Annotated in this window: 16 protein-coding genes; 7 read left to right on the top strand and 9 right to left on the bottom strand. The window is 62.9% G+C overall.

What is annotated here, in order from left to right; all coding sequences use genetic code 11:
• The first annotated feature begins 113 nt into the window (after window positions 1–113).
• Window positions 114–956 (top strand): ion transporter, encoded by an 843-nt coding sequence (locus ACFQ2F_RS03175; RefSeq protein WP_379085581.1) that lies wholly within the window; start codon window positions 114–116, stop codon window positions 954–956.
• 111 nt (window positions 957–1,067) lie between these two features.
• On the opposite strand, the gene ACFQ2F_RS03170 is transcribed toward ACFQ2F_RS03175, so the two are convergent.
• The 3 genes from ACFQ2F_RS03170 to ACFQ2F_RS03160 form a co-directional block, all read right to left on the bottom strand.
• Window positions 1,068–2,531, bottom strand: a complete 1,464-nt coding sequence (locus ACFQ2F_RS03170) for a peptidoglycan-binding protein (protein ID WP_379085578.1) — start codon at window positions 2,529–2,531, stop codon at window positions 1,068–1,070.
• 4 nt (window positions 2,532–2,535) lie between these two features.
• Window positions 2,536–5,340, bottom strand: coding sequence for a hypothetical protein (locus ACFQ2F_RS03165; RefSeq protein ID WP_379085575.1), 2,805 nt, complete (start codon window positions 5,338–5,340; stop codon window positions 2,536–2,538).
• 153 nt (window positions 5,341–5,493) lie between these two features.
• Complete coding sequence (locus ACFQ2F_RS03160) at window positions 5,494–6,408, bottom strand: glutaminase (protein ID WP_379090586.1); 915 nt, start codon at window positions 6,406–6,408, stop codon at window positions 5,494–5,496.
• 251 nt (window positions 6,409–6,659) lie between these two features.
• On the opposite strand from ACFQ2F_RS03160, the gene ACFQ2F_RS03155 reads away from it, so the two are divergent.
• Window positions 6,660–7,514, top strand: coding sequence for an LssY C-terminal domain-containing protein (locus tag ACFQ2F_RS03155; protein ID WP_379085572.1), 855 nt, complete (start codon window positions 6,660–6,662; stop codon window positions 7,512–7,514).
• Between the two features lie 6 nt (window positions 7,515–7,520).
• Here the strand turns inward: ACFQ2F_RS03155 and ACFQ2F_RS03150 are convergent, their stop codons facing one another.
• Window positions 7,521–8,708 (bottom strand): FUSC family protein, encoded by a 1,188-nt coding sequence (locus tag ACFQ2F_RS03150; protein WP_379085569.1) that lies wholly within the window; start codon window positions 8,706–8,708, stop codon window positions 7,521–7,523.
• Between the two features lie 125 nt (window positions 8,709–8,833).
• On the opposite strand from ACFQ2F_RS03150, the gene ACFQ2F_RS03145 reads away from it, so the two are divergent.
• Complete coding sequence (locus ACFQ2F_RS03145; RefSeq protein ID WP_379085567.1) at window positions 8,834–9,280, top strand: hypothetical protein; 447 nt, start codon at window positions 8,834–8,836, stop codon at window positions 9,278–9,280.
• An 11-nt stretch (window positions 9,281–9,291) separates the two neighbouring features.
• Complete coding sequence (locus tag ACFQ2F_RS03140; protein WP_379085564.1) at window positions 9,292–10,194, top strand: cation diffusion facilitator family transporter; 903 nt, start codon at window positions 9,292–9,294, stop codon at window positions 10,192–10,194.
• 16 nt (window positions 10,195–10,210) lie between these two features.
• Here the strand turns inward: ACFQ2F_RS03140 and ACFQ2F_RS03135 are convergent, their stop codons facing one another.
• Entirely contained in the window at window positions 10,211–11,077 is an 867-nt protein-coding gene (locus ACFQ2F_RS03135) for a hypothetical protein (protein WP_379085562.1), read from the bottom strand.
• 2 nt (window positions 11,078–11,079) lie between these two features.
• Complete coding sequence (locus ACFQ2F_RS03130) at window positions 11,080–11,712, bottom strand: hypothetical protein (RefSeq protein WP_379085559.1); 633 nt, start codon at window positions 11,710–11,712, stop codon at window positions 11,080–11,082.
• Window positions 11,713–12,159: 447 nt separating this feature from the next.
• Between ACFQ2F_RS03130 and ACFQ2F_RS03125 the strand changes: the two genes are divergently transcribed.
• Complete coding sequence (locus ACFQ2F_RS03125) at window positions 12,160–13,137, top strand: Gfo/Idh/MocA family protein (protein ID WP_379085557.1); 978 nt, start codon at window positions 12,160–12,162, stop codon at window positions 13,135–13,137.
• A 7-nt stretch (window positions 13,138–13,144) separates the two neighbouring features.
• Here ACFQ2F_RS03125 and ACFQ2F_RS03120 read toward each other — a convergent pair whose 3' ends face one another.
• Both ACFQ2F_RS03120 and ACFQ2F_RS03115 read right to left on the bottom strand, forming a co-directional pair.
• A complete protein-coding gene (locus ACFQ2F_RS03120; RefSeq protein ID WP_379085554.1) occupies window positions 13,145–13,867 on the bottom strand; it encodes a type 1 glutamine amidotransferase in 723 nt (240 codons plus the stop codon).
• An 89-nt stretch (window positions 13,868–13,956) separates the two neighbouring features.
• On the bottom strand, window positions 13,957–15,984 hold the full coding sequence (locus ACFQ2F_RS03115) for a molybdopterin-containing oxidoreductase family protein (protein ID WP_379085552.1): 2,028 nt from the start codon (window positions 15,982–15,984) through the stop codon (window positions 13,957–13,959).
• A gap of 100 nt (window positions 15,985–16,084) precedes the next feature.
• On the opposite strand from ACFQ2F_RS03115, the gene pdxR reads away from it, so the two are divergent.
• Both pdxR and ACFQ2F_RS03105 read left to right on the top strand, forming a co-directional pair.
• Entirely contained in the window at window positions 16,085–17,563 is a 1,479-nt protein-coding gene (gene pdxR / locus ACFQ2F_RS03110) for a MocR-like pyridoxine biosynthesis transcription factor PdxR (protein ID WP_379085549.1), read from the top strand.
• A gap of 102 nt (window positions 17,564–17,665) precedes the next feature.
• A complete protein-coding gene (locus tag ACFQ2F_RS03105; protein ID WP_379085546.1) occupies window positions 17,666–17,986 on the top strand; it encodes a DMT family transporter in 321 nt (106 codons plus the stop codon).
• A 64-nt stretch (window positions 17,987–18,050) separates the two neighbouring features.
• Here the strand turns inward: ACFQ2F_RS03105 and ACFQ2F_RS03100 are convergent, their stop codons facing one another.
• Window positions 18,051–18,506 (bottom strand): pseudoazurin, encoded by a 456-nt coding sequence (locus ACFQ2F_RS03100; protein WP_379085543.1) that lies wholly within the window; start codon window positions 18,504–18,506, stop codon window positions 18,051–18,053.
• Window positions 18,507–18,612 lie beyond the last annotated feature (106 nt).

Raw genomic sequence — 18,612 nt, 5'->3', positions numbered from 1 at the left:
CGAGCGCCTGAGACCTATGCGTGTCGATTTCGCACATGGGTCTCAACGACGTCCTCTTGAATGATGCCCACGGGACTACTAGCTCGCAAAGCGCTCTCTAACCCATTTCGAAGATGCAAGAAGCCACCCTTCCACGCGGTCAAAATTCCATCGAGCGGCTACGCAGGCTTGTCGAGTCGCCGCGCTTCACCGGATTCATCACGGCGGTCATCCTCTTTAATGCGGTGACCCTTGGCCTGGAGACCTGGTCTTACGCCATGGACGTCGCGGGCGGTCTTCTGGTGGCCATCGACCAAATCGTGCTCGCGATCTTCGTGTTCGAGATGGTCGCGAAGCTTCTGGTCTATCGACAGTCCTTCTTCCGCAGCGGCTGGAACATCTTCGATCTGACCATCGTCGGCATCGCGCTCGTCCCGGCGGCCGGTCCCCTGACCGTTCTCCGGGCGCTGCGCATCCTTAGGGTCCTTCGCCTTCTGTCGGTCGTGCCCCAGATGCGGTCCGTCGTAGCGGCGCTGATCGGGGCTATCCCCGGCATGGGCTCCATCGCAGCCGTCATGTCGCTCATCTTCTATGTCGGCTCGGTGCTTGCCACGAAGCTGTTCGGCGCCGCGTTCCCGGACTGGTTCGGCTCCATCGGCACATCGGCCTATTCGCTCTTCCAGATCATGACCCTGGAGAGCTGGTCCATGGGCATCGTGCGGCCCGTGATGGAAGTCTACCCGTGGGCTTGGTTGTTCTTCGTACCCTTCATTCTCATCACGACCTTCGCTGTCCTGAACCTGGTCGTCGCCGTCATCGTCAACTCCATGCAGACCCTCCACGAGGCCGAGCAAAAGGAGGAGCGCGAAACCGAACGGCAGATCGTCCATGAGGAGACGGCGGCCCTAACCAGCGAGGTTCGAGCCATGCGCCAGGAGCTGGGCGAGATACGGGCGTTGCTGGGAGCGAAGAGTTAGGGGCGAGGCCTGAGGAGCGATCTCGTCTGCAGGACCCGCATTAGAAGATCGACCGCCGTCGCTGATGGTGAGTCGCGATATTCCCTTTGCCAAGAGCACCGCCTCGGGCGCTCAGAAAGCCCCGATGTTAGGAAGGCTCTCGATGGCTTGGGACTTGGGGCTTGTATCATCGGCTTTCGCGGCCGGCTTTCCGGGATCGTCGTGTGCAGTCTCAGTCGGTTTCTTCGACGCATACGCTCTCAGCGCGCGCCTTGTGGCGGGACCGAGCTGACCGTCGATGCTACCGTCGTAAACACCAGCCTCTCTCAATCGCCGCTGTATCTCGCGTCGCGTTTCACGGCTAAGCACTTCGCTCTGTTCTTCGAGATTTTTCTTAGCGGCCCTGTCACCGCCGAGATACGCCTCAAGGAGGATCCGCGCGGCCTTCTTCCCATCACGCGGCACGCCCTGGCCATTGTCGTACATGATGGCCAGATTATTCTTTGCCGTGGCGTCGCCCTCACGCACAGCTTCTCGGTACCACTCCGCAGCTTTGGAGAAGTCCTGAGCGACGCCCTCTCCGGCATGGTAGGCATAGCCAAGGCTTACCATGCCCGAGACAGAGCCGTTCTCGGCAGCCTTCTTGTACCACTTGACGGCTTCCGCCTTGTCCTGGGCGACGCCCTCACCATTCTCGTACTGACGACCGAGCGCGAACATGGACTGACCGACGCCCATCTCGGCTGCTATTCGGCGCAAGCGTGCAGCTTCTTTCATGTCCTTGGCGACGCCGCGTCCATCGGCATACATCCCGGCAAGATTGTAGAAGCCCCAGGGGGCGTTTTTTCTGACAGCCTTGCGCATCCATGCGAGAGCCTGGTCGTCGTCCTGCTCTACGCCGAATCCCTTCCTGTAGTACCAGCCGAGCGAGGCCATTGCCGCGGCGTCATCCGCCTCTGCGGCCTGACGAAACCATTTCGCCGATTGCCGATAGTCTTTCGCGACGCCTTGACCATTGCCGAATATGATCCCGAGATTGAGCGCCGCGCCGGCATGACCTTGCTCAGCCAGCGACAAGAATAGGCTACGCGCCTCATCGAAGGAATCGCCGTAGTGCAGCGCACGCGCTAGCTGAAATTCGAACCGAGCCGTACCGGGATGCTCTTCCAGCGCAGCACGGCACGATTCGATCGCCGTGGCCGTGACGATTTCGTGGGAAGACACGCCCAGAACACCTTCCACGGCATAGTCCGGATGGGCAGCCAGCCAATCGCAGTCATGCACGGGCGGCGTAGATGCGTTTCCCGATGCGCTGGCCACAGTGTGGGTGGATGGTGTCTCCTGGCCAGGCTGGACGGCCTTCTTCTTCAACTTGTCGAGGCGGATGCGCGCCAGCGGCGCAAAGTCCCCCTCAGGATAGCGCTCGAGATACGCCTCCAGCTCTTCGGGGACGGTTGTTTCCTTCACGCTTTGCCAGAATTCGATCTCGGCCTCATCGGCTTGCGCAACAGGGGGCATCGCCACGATGGCTGCCACGGCCACCCCGGCGAGAATGCCTCTGACGACGCAGACGAATGCTCTTTGCTTCGTACTCATTAGCTTACCGCGGATAGTTGCCTTGGGGGACTGACAGCCCCTGGCTGCGCCGGCAATTGGCGTAGTTCGGATCGACCGGGTTGCACGGCGGCGGCGGCGCCGCGTCTCGCGCCGCTCGTGGCTGCGGTTGAACGCGGGGCTGCGCTTGCTGCTGCCTCTGCCGGCACTCCTGGAACTGCCGCACCGCCAGTCTCTGTGCCGCCAGGCAGCGCTGATAAGTCTGGTCCAGATGCGGGTCGATATGCTGGTTCTTTCGCGGGTGGCATCGCACCTTGGTAAAACGGCACTTTCCTCCGCCGGTCTGCGGCTCAAATCGCGGTTGTGCGACATTCCGATCGGGCACGCAGGCGACTCCATTCGAAACCTGGCCCTTCTCGCACCAGTGGCACTCATAGGTGCCGTCCGGCCTGTAGTCCGTCGCGGCGTAGACTTTGCCTTTCGCCGCAGTTTGGCGGCGACACTCCGTGATGGCCTCTGCCTCGGTGACTCGTGGCTCGTCTTGGCACTCTTCGATCGCGCTACGTCCCCGGGCCAACGCAATTTCAAACCAGGGGTGCGTCTGGCCCTCGTAGCGCGCCGGTAGGTCTTTCAATCTCTCTAGATCGCAGGCGTTTTCCGCCCGGGTGAGACGCGCTTGCTCCGCTTGGAGACGATCGATCCGGTTCAGGCCGCGCCGTACCCGTGTGTTCAGCTCTAGACAGCGTTTCGTATTCGACGGGGTTAGCTTCTTGTCGAGCGCATTCAGTTGCCGCCGCGCGGCTTTCAGCCGGTTCGCCATGAAGTCACCGCTCGCGGCATCCACTTGTCCGCGCATCTCGTCGCAGAACTTGCCTTCCGCGATGATGTGGTCCTCTTCCTCGCAATTCGGCAGCGCCGCCGTGATGCGCGCGATGGAGTCGGTGAAGAACCGGAACTTGCGGCCCTTATACGCCGCGAGAATCGCTTTCATATCGTCGACATTGCAGCGGTCGATGGCCCGGTTGACGATGGCCTGCTGCGCCAGGACCTTCTCGATGCTGTCGAGTCCGGCCTCCGCCCGGCCGGCATAGGTTTGGCAGGCGCCCGGCGGCAGCTCCTTGAAGGCCGCCAACGCCCGTTCGAGCGGCGCTTTGGCAGCGGCGTATTTGCCGCTGTCGTAGGTGGCCTTGCCTTGCTCAAAATGGCCTATGCCGGTTTGTGCCGTCTGCAGCAGGGTGATCTCGTTATCGAACGTCGCCGATCCGAGGCTGGCGGCCTCGGATTTGAGAGAGGGCAGGGCGCCGATATCGCACGACCGGATCGCCGCCTGGAGCCGGTCGCCGAGGGTCGAGATCTTCTGCAGGCGGTCTCGCGCCGCATTGGCGGAGGCAAAGACATCGGCGTCGCAATTACCTTCCTCCCGCGCCCCGGCCTCGGCCGCGCTCAGCTCGGTCAAGGCCTTGTCGCTCTCGCCGGCGGATGCACGCCGGGCCGACGCGACGAGCGCCGTGAGCCTGTCGCATTGAACCGTAAGTTTTTCGGGTTCGGGGTTCGGCTCTTCCTTTTCGCCGCTATCGTCCGCCGCGCGCTCGGGCGTGTTGTCCTCTTCGCCCGGCCCGCCGGCCAGGGGCGAATCCTTGCCGGCAGGATCTTTGGGATCCTTTTCCCGGGGCCTGCTCCGATCGAGCTTGGCGATCTCGGCCACGATGGCATCGCGCAGCCTTTCGGCCTCGGACAGCTGGTCCGCAACCACCTGCTCCTGCTCTGCGGCGATGTCGTCCCTCAGCGCCTTGGCCCGCGTGCGGATATTGCGTGCGAGCCTTTTGCGCAGCCATTCGGAAAAATACACGTACCCTTCGAAGCCGCCGTCGTTCTCATATTGCTGGATGAGACCGACAATCTCGCCGCGGTCGAGCTTCAGCGCGCCTTCCACTGCCGATGTGTTCCCAATGCTGGCGGCACGGCTGCCGAACAAAGGCCAACTGTAGCTGGGATCGCGCTCCTCCATTGCAGTGCGGCAGTCGAACGTCCGCCCCATGCTTGGGCCGAGACCGGTATCCTCGATTCTTTCGCGTGCCTGACGGGCCGTCTCCCCGTCGCTTCTCAGTTTTTCGTAGCGCAGTTGGAGACAGTCCAACGCCACATTGTTGAGTTCGAAAGGAAGCTTCTCCGTGAGACTCTTCCAATCGACGAGGATCTGGAGATAGACATCGAGCGGCGTGAACCCGAAAGCCTGCCGGTGGCCGCCCGGCACGACCTCCAGGACCATGTCCTTCCAGAACTGCACACCCTCGCTTTGAAGGTCGGCGATCTTCTCGGTACCGACCTCTTCGGCGTAATCCGTTAGAGCATCGCGGATCGCATTCCTGGCCTCGATCGCGTCTGACTTGAACGCAGCCCTGACCAAGCGCTCCGCCGCCTCGCGGCTGTGCTTGACGACTTGGAGCGATCGGTAGGTGCTCGAGTCCTTGCCGAAGCGATCGGCGACCATCTCCTGAAGCTCGCTCTCCCGTTGGCGAGCGGCGAGATCGGCGGCGACAGCGTCGAGCCATCTGTCGCTGCCGCTTTCGAGGTCTTGGAGCATCGCTGCCGTGTCATGTGAGCTTCGCAACAGCCGCTCGAAGTAAGCCTGCTCGTTCTCGCCTTTGATGATACTCGGGAGGCGTTTCGTCACCTGCTCGGAGACGAGCTGCCATTCGAACCCGTCGAGCTGCCGGATTTTCTCGGCGAGGTTCGCCGCGCTTGCCGGCCCCAAAGCAAGCAGAAAGGAAGCGGCGATAGCCAGCACCATACGCGCGGCAGGCGGGAGAGCTCGGCGGGCACCAACACATTGGCCTCCCCCAGTCGCCATGACGATGGCCCTCCCTATCGATACGCCCGCGGAAGCTGGATGAAGTCATCATAGCCACTGAAACGGGGAAATCGAAACCCCGCGCCTCAGCAAGCAAGAGTCGTCCACTTTCGGCGCTCCGCAGAGATCTTCTAGGGCCTGCGCCTAGGCAGCTCAGAAGATCGACCAGCCTGCGCGCTCGGCGAGCCGCTCCAATGCTAGCGTGCCGATCAGCGAGTTGCCCTGCTTGTTGAGGGCCGGTGACCAGACGGCAACCGAACCGACATTAGGAACGATCGCGAGTAGCCCGCCGCTGACTCCGCTCTTGCTGGGGAGCCCCACCCGGAAGGCGAAATCGCCGGACCCGTCATACTGTCCGCAGGTGAGCATCAGCGCATTGATCCGCCGCGCCCGCAGGGTCGACACCACACCCGTATTCCGGTGGGCGAGCTTCCCGCCCGTGGCCAGGAACAGCCCGGCCTTGGCGAGCTGGCGGCAATCCATGGCGATGGCGCATTGATGGAAATAGACGCCGAGCACCAGATCGACGGCGTGCTCGATATTGCCGAAGCCAAGCATGAAATTGGCGAGCGCCCGGTTCCGATAGCCGTGCTCCGTCTCCGACCGCGCCACCACCGGGTCGACGGCGATTGTCTCGTCATTGGCGACGTACCGAACGAATTCGAGCAGTTGGCCAATCGTCTCCCGCGGCTGATAGCCCGACAGGAGAATATCGGTCACCACCAGGGCGCCCGCATTGATGAAGGGATTACGCGGGATGCCCTGCTCGTGCTCGAGCTGGATGATGGAATCGAACGGCGTGCCCGAAGGCTCCCGGCCCACCCGGCGCCATAGGTCGTCGCCCACCTTGCCGAGCGCAAGCGTCAGAGCGAACACCTTCGAGATGCTTTGGATCGTGAACGCTTCCGCGTCGTCACCGGTGCTGTAGACCCGGCCGTCGGCGGTCGCGACAGCGATCGCAAGCCGGTGAGGATCGACTTTGGCGAGCTCGGGTATGTAGTCGGCAACCTTCCCCTCGCCCAGATAGGGCACGAACTCTTCATGGACCGCCTCGATCAGCGGCTGAATCTCATCACCTTCAAGCACCACAACACCCGCCCCGGCGCGCGTGCGCCGGCATCTCACATCCAAATCTGGCGGCTGGCCCCGCCTCGCGGTCGATAGGCCTCCGCCCTCGGGCTGCAAGGTCCGACGTTTCGCAGCCCGCATCAAGCGGACGGAGCCGCGCAGCCCCGTTTTCTTGACGCCGCACTCGGGACAGGGGAGCATCCCGCAACTCTTGTCCCGGCCGGCAGCCCGGCCTCAGCTCGATTGCGCCTGTGAGATTTCTGCTCCTGACATTGCAACGCCTGGCGATCTTCGGCCTCGGCGCGCTCGCCGTCTGGCTGATCGTCTACGTCTTCAACTGGGCCGATTCCGATCTGCCGACCATTCTGGCCCTCGCCATCACATACGGCATCGGGGCCTATGTGATCCTGCCCTACGCCGTGCGCATGGGGCTCAAGATCCAGCTCCGGAAGCACGTCCCCCGCTACACGGTCACTGGCGACGGCCTGCCGGGCGATCCGGTGAACCTCACCCTCATCGGCACCGAGGACGAGTTGCGCGCCGCCTTCGCCGCCGCCGGGTGGCATGAGGCGGACCCGCTGGGGCTGACCAGCTCGCTTCGCATGGCCCAGGCTTTCCTGTTCAACCGGCCCTATCCGAAAGCGCCCTTCTCAACGCTTTTTCTGTTCGGACGCGGGCAGGATTTCGGCTTCCAGAAGCCCATCGGCGATAGCCCCCGCAGGCGCCACCATGTGCGGTTCTGGGCCAAGAGCCTCGCCGAGGTAACGGAGGCCGAAGCCGAGCTGACGACGCCGGAATTCTGGCTGAACACGGACCGGCCGAAGCCGGGCGCGGAGCTGCTCTGGATCGGCGCCGGCACCAAGGACACAGGCTTCTCCTTCACCAAGCTGACCTTTCAGGTCACCCACGCTACGGACTCCGACACCAACATGGAGCGGGATTTCATCATGGCCGAGCTGAAGCAGGCGAAGGCGATCGACCGGATCACCCTCTACGATGCGGGCGACAAGCTCGAGACCGGAACGGTCAACCACTACGTGACCGACGGCGATGTCGCCCTGGCCAACCTCAGCAAGCGGGCCTTGGACGCTGTGGCTTCGGCCTGACCCCGCTCACCGCCCGTTCAGCGGATTGAGCTTGCTGGGATCGAGGTCCGGCCGCCGGAAACGGCCGCTCGCGAGATCCGCGCTCCAATCGATGATCGACCCCCGATAGTTCCGGTCGTAGGCGTTCTTCAGATTCTCGATCGAGAGAACGATCTCGCCCAGCCCGAACATGAGCGCATTGTCGAGCAGCACCTCGAAGCGCTCCTCGCTGTCATTCATCGCGCACGCCCGCACTTTTTCGAGATCGTCTTTCAAGGTGTCGAGCGCGTCGTCAGTGAGCGTCTCTTCCCGGGCGAGCTGCTCCACAAGATCGCCGGCGCAGCAGCGGAAGCCGTCGATCGCCTCCCGCATCGCCGGCTGATCGGCGATGGCCTGGGAATCGTTGGCCTCGGTCACCCGCTTGAGCATGAGGATCGACGTATAGAGCTTCTCCGTCTGGTCGATCCGGTTCTCCAGGGGTTTGCTGTCGGCCAGCACGACGCCTTCCGCCGCGGCCCGTGCCTCGCCGATGGCGCTGGAATAGTTCTGCATCGCGTGGTCCACCTCCTCGGCCTTGCCGCCGGCCACCGCCGCGATCATGGTATCGAGTAGCTCCGAGCAGGCCATCAGCGCCGTGGAGAGCTTCCGCCGCGTGCGCTTGTTGCCTGTGTCGGGCCAGACGATGAGAGAGACCGCGACACCGATCGAGCCGCCGAGCGCGATCGCCCAGAACCGGTCCAGCGCCGTCTCCATAGTGTTCCCATCGCCGCCCAGCGCGATAGCGAGCCCCGCGACAACACCGTATTGCCAATCGGGCCGGATGCCGGCGATGGCGTTGATGGCGAACATGGTGACCGCGAGCGAGACGGCTGTGCCGTAGCCATACGGAATGAGGGAGATGCAGAGCGCGCCCACCACGCTGCCGACGATGGTGGCGAGCAGCCGATCGATAGCCGTGACCAGGGTATTCCCCACGCTGGGCTGCAGCACGAAGATCGCCGAAATCAGCCCTACGAACTTCTCCGGCATGCCGAGCGCCCGCATGGCCACGAAGGTGGCGGCCACGGCGACCGCCGCCTGAAGCCCCGTCCGCCCCGCATGGAGCGCTTGCTCCTTGGTCAGGCGGAGGCTCCGCAGATGGGACAGGAGGGAGTCCCGGATCCGTATCCAAAGTGATTTTTGCGCCTCGGAGTCCTGTTCTGAGTTCTCTGCCATCACTGCCTCTCCCTTCGCCTGCGCGGTTCCGGCTGCCCCCCAACACCGAGCCATCAGGAACCCAAAAAAGGCGCACGCGTTGGGAAAACACACCAGGAAATTGATACTCAGCCATCGATCCAACCGTGCGCACCACACGAAGTTTCATACCGCTTGCGATTATCGCCCTCGGCCTGACCCTGGCCGGCTGCGACGACTTCCCGAAAGATCCGGTCGAGACCACGGAGCATGTCCGCGAGACAGGCGAGATGCGCGCCGGGCTGATTGCCGGCGCCGATCAGGACAATGCTCGCGAGAAGGCCCTAGCCGAGGCCATCGCCAAGTCGGCGGAGGCCGAGCCCGTTTTCGACGAAGGCGCGGCCGAGATCCTGGTCCCCAAGCTGGAGACGGGAGAGCTCGACATCGTCATCGGCAGCTTTGCCAAATCCACGCCGTGGAAGAAGCACGCCGCCGTCACGAAGCCCGTGAAAAGAGCGGACGAAGAGAGCGAGACGCCTCAGCTCCGCGCCCTTGTCCGCAAAGGGGAGAACCGCTGGCTGATGCTGGTGCAGAAGCAGGTGAGATCGCAGTGAGGGGGCGCGAGATGAGCAAGTTGCCGGAGCCCATCCAGGACGATATCAACCGAGCCGTTCGCCTGGAATGGTGGACGATCTTCTGGCAGGCCACCATCGTGGTCGCCATGGCCTTCGTGATGGGTTCCAGCCAGGCCATGAAATCCGCCTGGGTGGAGGACACCCTCGGCCTCGTCCCAGCCATCGTCTTCCTGCTCGCCCTTCATTTCGAGCGCAAATCGCCGACCCGGTACTTCCCCTTCGGCTTCATGCGCGCCAACAGCCTCGCCTTCCTCATCGCCGCGACGGCGCTCTTCTTCATGGGCGGCTATCTGATCTACGACGCCGGCTCCAAGCTGATCATGCAGGAGCACCCGACCATCGGCCCCATCGAGATCTTAGGCACGCAAGTGTGGATGGGCTGGCTGATGATCGCAGCCCTCATCTATTCGGTGATCCCGCCCGTCATCATCGGCCGCATGAAGCAGCCCATCGCGCGCAAGCTCTACGACAAGGTGCTCTACACCGACTCCCTCATGCAGAAGGCGGACTGGATGACCGGGCTGGCCGCGACCCTCGGCATCCTGGGCGTGGGCTTCGGCTTCTGGTGGGCGGACTCCGTGGCCGCCCTCATCATCTCCGTCGACATCGTCCACGACGGCTTCCGCGCGTCCAAGATCGCGACCGCCGAGCTGATCGACGGCGCGCCGCGCCAGATCGACAGCGACGCCATCGCCGAGGATGCGGACGACCTGAAAAAGGTGTTGGAGAAGGAATTTCCCGACGGCACGGTGCGCATCCGCGAGACGGGCCGCTACATGGCCGCCGAGGTGACCGGCATCGAGCCGCCCCACAACCCACCGACCCGCGAGGAACTCTGGCCCGGCGACAAGCAAGAGGCCTGGCGCTTCGCCCTCCTCAGCTTCGCGCGCTGACCCTACTAGGGCGGAGCTACCCTTTATCGCCTCCCAGTCGCCCACGTATGTAGCGCTCGTTGTCCTCAAGAAGCTGAGCGTTTATGCCATTGACGACCGACAACCCGGTCTCGGCGCTAACGTCTGAGTAGATCTCCATCGCCGATTTGTTCACGGCCAAGGCCTCTTCCAGGCGTCCTTCTTTGATAAGTGTGGGAACCTCCTGGACAATCATGAGCTGGCTTTGGCGCACTTGGCTCAGCAATCGATCCACATAGGTCTTTGGGAAGACCTTCCGGTACTTTATGGCGAAGTTCGAGTCCGGGTCTGAATTCGCCTTCGCCTCAAACTCCTCGATGATCTTCTGTACGTTGGTGTCCCACTGGAAGGGACTGTTATGACCGGTCGTCAATCGATACGCCGTGTCCAGCCACCCTTTGAGAGCCCAGAATCTGTAAAAGCTGCCGTCAGACGTTCGCTGAAACAGCTCTCGGCATGTCAGGTAAAGCGGAATGAGCGTTGAATATGAGGAGGCGACAACGTCCCGGCAGTGCGCTGCTGCTTCGTCAAATCCACTCTCGAATAGCGGCTCCTTCAAAGGAAGCGAGACCGTCTCTCTCGTATGCCGATGGGTCAGCCGCAACGGCAATTCCTCGGATTGGGACTCCCAGCTGATATGGATGACGATGTCTCGGGTCACATCGCCGTCCTTCCAGCTGAGCTCGTATTCGAAGGGATCCGGAGGCCTGATGGTGGATGAGGAGAAATCCTCCCATACGATGATCTTCTTGGGCTCTGGATCAGGCATGAAATGCAGCCTCACCGACTCCGCCCGAGCCGCGGCACCCGTCGCCACCGCCACGCCCAAAACAAGAACCCTCAGGACATTCAAACGATAGGACATCGCTACTTGCCTCCTGTTCGCGTGGGCTTGGGTTTCGCGCCCCCGGTCGGGGGCGGCTTTGGTTTGACCATCTGTTGGTAGTCCGGCCCCACCACAGTGGCCGCCTGGAGACCGAGTATCAGCATCAGGTAGGTCGTGAGGGTCTCTGAGATCTGACTGAAGAAGGGGGCCAGCTTGGAAGCGTCACCGGTGAAGTTCACCTGAAACGCAACATCCATGAAGATCGCGAGGAAGATGAAGCCCAGTATCAGCAGCGACAGCACAAGCGTGCGCCCGGCGGAGGCTGCCGTGGCAAAGCTCGTCGCCGCGATGAATGTGATCAGCGGCATCAGAATATTGTGGAAGGTCCCGCCTGGCTGGTCGGGATTCGTGGCGAATTTCACAAACCATTGGACCGTATCCTCAACGGGATCGAGCGGCGTACCTTCGGTCCCGTAGGAGAAATAATGCAAAGCGATCAAAAGGAGCGGCAGGCAATAGAGAAGCAGCGCAACAACGATAAGCACGAAGTAGACATTGGCCTTCATCATCGTAGGCGATGCCGTGCGTGAAACTGACATTCCGGAGCCAAGTGTGGATGCCCAACTTTTCGGTTTGTCCCAAAAATTCGCCCCGGACGTTTTTTCCGTACTCATCTCCCGTCTCGCCCCACCCCAGTCGGATGCGAAGTCGGCTCCGCGCACCCGGCCACAGACTAACCTATAAGTTGCATCTAGAAATATACGCAACCTTAATGAAGAGTCCAGCGCTTCCCTCCACCTCAGGGTCTGGAGGTCCGCCTGAGTGCCTGGAGCCTGGCTTCCGTTGGATGGAGAAGACAGCCGGCGCTATGCCGCAACGGCTCATTAACTGTAACAGGATGTGAGTTGCTGGCCTTGCGCGCTTCGTGCAGAAATCCGGCCCTGTAAAAGAGACAATCCCCGACATCGGTTATGCCGCACACCTGCAATCACAGGTGCGCGTTCCCACGAGGGAAGGCCGGCGGACGGGGCTCGAGAGACGACTTGGGGAACTACAAAAACGGGTGGCGCATGTCTGACACGCAAGATCTCACACGACCGGAAAATCGAAGCGGAGGAAGCATGGCGACGCCACGCGTGGCGGTGATCGGCTGCGGCGCCTGGGGCAAGAACCTCATCCGCAACTTCGCTGACCTCGGTGCCCTCGAGGCCGTGATCGACAATGCGCCTGGGACGGCCGCCGCCTTCGCCGAGCAGCACGGGGCGCGGGCCCTCGACTTCGCCGCCGCCCTTCAGGACGAGACCATCGACGGCTTCGTGGTCGCCGTGCCGGGCGATGCCCATTACGAGATCGCCAAGCAAGCGCTTCAGGCCGGCAAGCATGTCTATGTTGAAAAGCCGCTGACCCTCAGCCTCGCCCAGTCGGAAGAGCTATGCGCCCTGGCCGAGGAAAAGGGCCTGACCCTCATGGTCGGCCATCTCTTGCAGTATCACCCGGTCTTCCAGGCCCTGCGGAAGCTCGTAGAGGACGGCAAGCTCGGCGACCTTCGCTTCGTCTATTCCAACCGGCTGGCCTTGGGCCGCATTGTGCGCGATCAGAATGCGCTCTGGGACCTCGCGCCCCACGATATTTCCATGGTGCTTTCCCTCATGGACGCGGAGCCGGACGAGATCGAGGCCGTCGGCGCGTGCCATCTGAAGCCCGACGTCGCCGATACCGTGACGATCCACCTGAACTTCCCAGGCAAGCCCCACGCCAAGATCTTCGTCTCCTGGTTCCACCCCTTCAAGGAGCACAAGCTTGTGGTGATCGGCTCGAAGGCCATGGCCGTCTTCAACGATGGCGAGGCCTGGGAGAACAAGCTGATGCTCTACCCCCACGGGCTTAGCTGGGACGACGACCTGCCCGTGCCGAGCAAGGCCGACGCTGAGCCGGTTCCCGTGCCCCAGGCAGAGCCGCTCAAAGAAGAGTGCCGCCACTTCCTGGACTGCATCGCGACCGGCGCCACGCCCCGCACCGATGGGCGCGAGGCGCTCCGGGTCCAGAAGGTGCTGGAAAAAGCCTCTCAGGAAATGGCCGCGCGCGCGATCGAAGGCTGAAGCGGCGTTAGCCGCGCTTCTCCATGAGGATCGCCTTGAAGTTGTCGTAGAGCTTGCGGGCATCGGCATTGAAGCCCGGCAGGTTCTCGACGACCTCTGCGCGCAAGGCATCCAGCGCGCCGGGCCCTTGCGACTTCTCGAGCGCGGCCTTGTATTCCGGCACGCGGGCCCAGGCATCCACCGTCTCCTCGGTGATCTCCACGTGGCACTGCAGCCCATAGGCACAATCACCGTAGCGGAAGATCTGGATCGGGCAGACATCGGACGAGGCAAGCACTGTCGCGTCTGACGGCACTGACTTCACTTCCGCGCCATGCCATTGCAGCGCTTTGATCGTATCGGGAACGCCCTTCAGGAAGGGGGCCTCCTTGCCTGCCTCGGTCTTCTGAAGCGGCAGCACGCCAACCTCGGCCTCGCCGGGCGCGACCTCGCCGCCAATCGCAGCAGCCAGAAGTTGGTGGCCGAGGCACATGCCGAGATAAGGCCGCCCCATATCGACGACGAATTTCCGGATCGCCTCTTTCTCAGGAACGAACCAGGGGAACTCGTCCTCCTGCCAGACATCCTGGGGACCGCCCATCACGACCATGAAGTCGAACGGCTCCAGATCGGGGATCGCCTCTCCCTCGTCCAGCTCCACGGTGGTGACTTCGATCCCGTCCTCGGCAAAGAAGTCCAGGAAGATACCGGGGTGCTCGATTTCGAGATGCTGCAATACGAGAACTTTCATTCTGCCTCCAAGATCGGGCGGTGTGGGGGAAACGATCAAGACGTCCAGTCAGACGACTCTGCACAATTGGGGGTTGCCCGGCTAGCGACCTAAGCGGGAACGAGCTCCGCCGCCACGCCGTGCACCGCTGTGCTTTCGGCGACGTCGGCCTTCAGTCCGATATTCAGAACATTCACGTTGGCGTCCTTATGGGACCGGCCGAGCCAGCGCCCCTTGTAGACCAGCGCGACGCCCTCGGGCACCGCTTCGGAGACGGCCGCCTCCAGGGTCAACGCACCGGTCTCGTTTCTGAGCACGACCTGGTCTCCGTCCTTCAGCCCACGCCGCTCCAGCTCCGCTTTCGCAAGGAAGCATTTCGGCGCGCCGATGCGAGACTGGATCTTCCGGTCGTTGCAATAGGTGGAGTTCATCAGCCAGGGCGAGGCGGGCGAAAGCACCCGCAGCCAGCCCTCCCGGGTCTCCTCGTCCGCGTGAGGCTCCGGCACCAGCGGCTGGCCCATCGCCGCCAGGCTTTCGCACGCCACCTCGATCTTCCCTGAGGGCGTGGCGAACTCCAGCGACTCGAACTGGATCGGCGGCTCATCGAACAGCCGCACTGTGCCCACTGCCTGCAAGTCCTCGAAGGCACCGTCGTAACTGGTCTGCGCCATCAGCCGATCGATGATGGAGCGGTCGCTCTCATAGAGCTGCGGCTCCTCATAGCCCATGCGCCGCGCCAGCCGCCGGAAAATCTCCTGATTGGGCAGCGACTCGCCGAGCGGCGGAATCGTCCCGGTCTGAGCGGACATCGTGTTGTTGAAATAGGGAAAGATCAGATCGTCGAACTCGAAGAAGCTCGCCGCCGGCAGGACGTAATCCGCATAGGCCGCCGTATCGGTGAGAAACAAATCGGCCACCACGGTGAACAGGTCCTCGCGTGAAAGGGCCGCCCGCAGCTTCGACTGGCTCGGGCTCGAGGCGAGCACATTATTGTTCCAGGTGAACAGCGCCGAGGCCCGCACCGGATCGGCCAGGGTGTCGGCCAGATCATTATGGCTGATGCTGGAGCCGCCATCGCTGCGAAGCTCGTCGCCCACGATAAACGCCTTATCGACGCCGCGGGTCTCCGCCCCATTGAGATAGCAGAAGCCCGCTCCCTTCTGGCCGAGATAGCCCGTCGCCACGCTAAGCAGGGAAGCTGCCCGGAAGGCGTTGCCGCCCCGCGGCTGGCGCTGCATGCCCTGGCCAAGCCAGAGCAGTGCAGGCCCGGCGCTGAAAACCGTCGCCGCCTCTTCGATCAGGGCGGCCGGCACACCGGTCTTCGCTTCCGTTACTTGCAGCGTCGCCGCATCGATAGCCGGCTCCACCAGATCGAAGCCGAGCACATGAGCGTCGAGAAAGCCGCGGTCGAGCAACCCTTCCCGCTTGATCACATGCAGCAGTCCGAAGGCCAATGCCGCGTCGCTTCCTGGCTTGGGCTGCAGATGGAGATCGGCGGCTTGCGCCGTTTCATGAGCGATCGGGTCGATGACGATCACCTTGGCGTCGCTGGAGCCGATCCAGTCGCTATGCATATGGGGCGCGGTGCTCGACGGATTGCCGCCCCAGATCAACAGCGCGTTGGCATTCGCGATCTGTTCGGGATCGAATCCGGTGACCGAGGTGCCGAACATATGCTCCAGCACCACATGCCCCGCCTTGTTGCAGATCGTATCGGGATCGACCTCCGTCGCACCGAGCCGGTTGAAGAAGCGCATGGGAAACGAGCCTGCGATCACCGAGACGGTGCCCGTGTAATGGGTATGCAGGATCGTGGATGCCTCGCGCTTGGCCAGGATCTTCTCCAGGCGCTTGGCGATATCCGACAGGGCGTAATTCCAGGTTACCGCCTGGAAGGTCGCGTCACCCTTCTTGCCCACCCGCTTCATGGGAAAAGCGAGCCGCTGTCCTGGATCGAGGAAGGCTCCGTTATACGCGATGGCGCATTTCTGGCAGAGCGAGCCGCGGGTGACGGCATGGTCGGGATCGCCCATCACCTTGTGGATCTCGCCGTCGCGCACCACCACGCTTATCCCGCACGCATCGTAGCAATCCCGCGGACAGGTGGTCTTGGTTTCGATATCGCCAGCAACGCTCATAGCCGCAGATCTCCCAGAATTTCGCATCGCAACCCAACAAGCATAGCGCTAGATTGGTCTGCTTGACCCAGCCACTTGCACCATTTGAGGCAGACCGCTTATGCGCTCCACACCTGCAACGCTGATTACTCTTCTGGAGGAGGAAGACGCCCATGGCGGACTGCTCACGGCGCGGCTGCAGAACGCCCTGCGCCGCCTGATCGCCGAAGGCCACATCCCGCCCGGCGACCGGCTTCCCTCCAGCCGCCTGCTGGCGAAAGAGGCCGGCGTCTCGCGCGATACGGTGGAGAGCGTCTATCAGCAGCTCGAATTGGAAGGCTATCTGCAGCGCAAGAGCGGCAGCGGCACCTTCGCCGCAGAGACGGACCATGCCTTCCCGCTCCAGAAGTCCGGCCGCCCACAGGCAAGTCCACCGATCACCACGGCAGCGCTTTCGGCGCGCGGCAAGGAGATCGCCCGCTCGGGCGGGGTGCGCGATCACAACGATGCCCATCCCTTCGTGATCCTTCCCGACGTGGATCAGTTCCCCGCCGCGATATGGAAGACGCTCAGCAATCGCGTGCTGAGCGACATCCCCCCGCGGCTTCTCTACGCGGATGCTCAAGGACTGCCGGAGCTCCGCAGCGAGATCGCCCGCTACCTTGCCACCCATCGCGGCGTCACCTGCCGCCCCGAACAGATCCTCATCCTCAACAGCTCTCAGCAGGCGCTCGGCCTGATCGCCACTTTGCTCCTGGAGCCGGGCGATACGGTCGCCCTCGAAAACCCCGGCTTCCATGGCGCCCGCCTCGGCTTCGAAGGTGTTGGGCTGAAGCTTGCCCCTGTCTCCGTCGATGAGGAGGGCCTCAAAACAGACCGTCTCCGAGAAAAGGCCGCCGGCGCGAGAGCGGTCTACGTCACGCCCTCCCACCAATATCCCACCGGAGCCACCCTCAGCCTGGAGCGGCGCCTGGCCCTCATCCACTGGGCCAACGAGAACGGGAGCTGGATCATCGAGGACGATTACGACAGCGAGTTCCGCTACGATAGCCGCCCTATCTCCGCCATCCAGGGGCTCGATCCGTCAGGCCGCGTGCTCTATCTCGGCACCTTCTCCAAGGTGCTGTTTCCGTCCTTGCGCATCGCCTATCTCGTGCTGCCCGAAAGCCTGATGCCCGCCTTCGTCGCGGCCCGCACCCTGATCGACGGACATACCGCCACCCTCCCCCAGGCTGTGCTGGCCCGCTTCATGAGCGAGGGCCATTTCACTGCTCATATCCGGCGCATGCGCGACCTCTATCGCGGCCGCCGCGATGCGTTCCTCACCGCGTTCGAGAAGCATCTGTCACCGTTCGCCCAAGCCCAGCACCCGGCTGGCGGGCTGCATATCGCCGCCTATCTGAACAAGGGGCTCGACGAGGCGGAGACCGTGAAGGCGGCTGCGGCACAGAATATCGAGTTGCCGACCTTGACCCGGCTCTATTTCGGCAGGGCGGGCGCGCGAAAGAGCGGCTGGCTGCTCGGCTTCGCAGCGCTAAGCCCGCATCGGGCCGAAGCCGCCATGCGCCGGCTCGCCCGTGCCTTGAAGGCGCTCGGCTAAGCCCGTCGGCGAACCTGCGCCTTCGCCACGCCTTGCCAAGCCAGATGCTTTCGTTCACTTCTGCGCCAGCGAATTCAAGAAACTTGAGAGGGGGCGAAGACCATGGCGTGGCTTGCACTCATCGGAGCAGGGTTGATCGAGATCGCCTGGGCATGGGCCATGAAGGAATCCCACGGCTTCACCCGGCTGATCCCCAGCGTCATCGTCGTCCTGACGATCCCGCCATCGATCTTCCTGCTCTCCTACGCCATGAAGTCCTTGCCGCTTGGCACCAGCTACATCGCCTGGACGGGGATCGGCGCGGTCGGCACGTTTGCGATCGGATCGATCTTCCTCGGCGAAACCCTAACCCCGTTCCGCGTCGGCAGCGCAGCCCTCATCGTGATTGGGCTGATCGGGCTTAAGCTCGCCTCAGCCGAATAGCAGACAAAAAGAAAGGGCCGGCGCAGCGCGCCGACCCTTCCGAAAATTCCTTGGCAAGCCGGCCCTACTTGGCCTCTTCGAACTCGCCCTTGATCTTCTCCCAACGCTCGGCGGCCATCTGCGGCGGCTCGAAGCTCTCGACCTGATCCGCATTCTCCGGATCGCCGGCCACGATCAGCATAATCATGCCCATCATGTAGTGGGGAAGGCATTTCACGCCGTAAACGCCGGGCTTCTCGACCGTGTAGGAGACTTCCTCGCTGATCTCGCCTTTGAAGTCCTCAGCACCCTCGGGCCAGATCTCGGGCATGGTCTGGGCGTTATGGCCCGGATCCACGGGGTGGAAGGTGATCGTGTCACCCACCTCGACCTTCAGGACCTCCGGCTTGAAGACCATGTACTGGCCGTCGCCGCCGTCATTCAGCATCTCGACCTTGTGGTCGGCGGCAGAAGCGACGCCGGCGCTCAGGCAGAGCATCGCGAAGGCCGCAAACGCGGCGGTAGTGAAGCGTGAAATCATACCGTTTCCTTCCCTTTTTTCAGCCCCGCTACTGGGGGACGAATTGTTGACTGTGAAAGTTGGGTTTTAAAGGCAACGCCTGTCAATGAGACATTCGGCGCGCCAA

Origin of the sequence: Methyloligella solikamskensis (assembly GCF_042676065.1) — a bacterium.
Classification (GTDB): Bacteria; Pseudomonadota; Alphaproteobacteria; order Rhizobiales; family Methyloligellaceae; genus Methyloligella; species Methyloligella solikamskensis.
Note: the sequence above shows the minus strand (reverse complement) of the source record. Positions and strands in the feature narration are given on the sequence as shown.

What these genes read in the sequence shown, in the direction of transcription:
- ACFQ2F_RS03175 (WP_379085581.1), top strand. Translation starts at nt 114, where the DNA reads ATGCAAGAAGCCACCCTTCCACGCGGTCAAAATTCCATCGAGCGGCTA.
- ACFQ2F_RS03170 (WP_379085578.1), bottom strand. Translation starts at nt 2,531, where the DNA reads ATGAGTACGAAGCAAAGAGCATTCGTCTGCGTCGTCAGAGGCATTCTC.
- ACFQ2F_RS03165 (WP_379085575.1), bottom strand. Translation starts at nt 5,340, where the DNA reads ATGGCGACTGGGGGAGGCCAATGTGTTGGTGCCCGCCGAGCTCTCCCG.
- ACFQ2F_RS03150 (WP_379085569.1), bottom strand. Translation starts at nt 8,708, where the DNA reads ATGGCAGAGAACTCAGAACAGGACTCCGAGGCGCAAAAATCACTTTGG.
- ACFQ2F_RS03140 (WP_379085564.1), top strand. Translation starts at nt 9,292, where the DNA reads ATGAGCAAGTTGCCGGAGCCCATCCAGGACGATATCAACCGAGCCGTT.
- ACFQ2F_RS03135 (WP_379085562.1), bottom strand. Translation starts at nt 11,077, where the DNA reads ATGTCCTATCGTTTGAATGTCCTGAGGGTTCTTGTTTTGGGCGTGGCG.
- ACFQ2F_RS03130 (WP_379085559.1), bottom strand. Translation starts at nt 11,712, where the DNA reads ATGAGTACGGAAAAAACGTCCGGGGCGAATTTTTGGGACAAACCGAAA.
- ACFQ2F_RS03125 (WP_379085557.1), top strand. Translation starts at nt 12,160, where the DNA reads ATGGCGACGCCACGCGTGGCGGTGATCGGCTGCGGCGCCTGGGGCAAG.
- ACFQ2F_RS03120 (WP_379085554.1), bottom strand. Translation starts at nt 13,867, where the DNA reads ATGAAAGTTCTCGTATTGCAGCATCTCGAAATCGAGCACCCCGGTATC.
- ACFQ2F_RS03115 (WP_379085552.1), bottom strand. Translation starts at nt 15,984, where the DNA reads ATGAGCGTTGCTGGCGATATCGAAACCAAGACCACCTGTCCGCGGGAT.
- pdxR (WP_379085549.1), top strand. Translation starts at nt 16,085, where the DNA reads ATGCGCTCCACACCTGCAACGCTGATTACTCTTCTGGAGGAGGAAGAC.
- ACFQ2F_RS03105 (WP_379085546.1), top strand. Translation starts at nt 17,666, where the DNA reads ATGGCGTGGCTTGCACTCATCGGAGCAGGGTTGATCGAGATCGCCTGG.
- ACFQ2F_RS03100 (WP_379085543.1), bottom strand. Translation starts at nt 18,506, where the DNA reads ATGATTTCACGCTTCACTACCGCCGCGTTTGCGGCCTTCGCGATGCTC.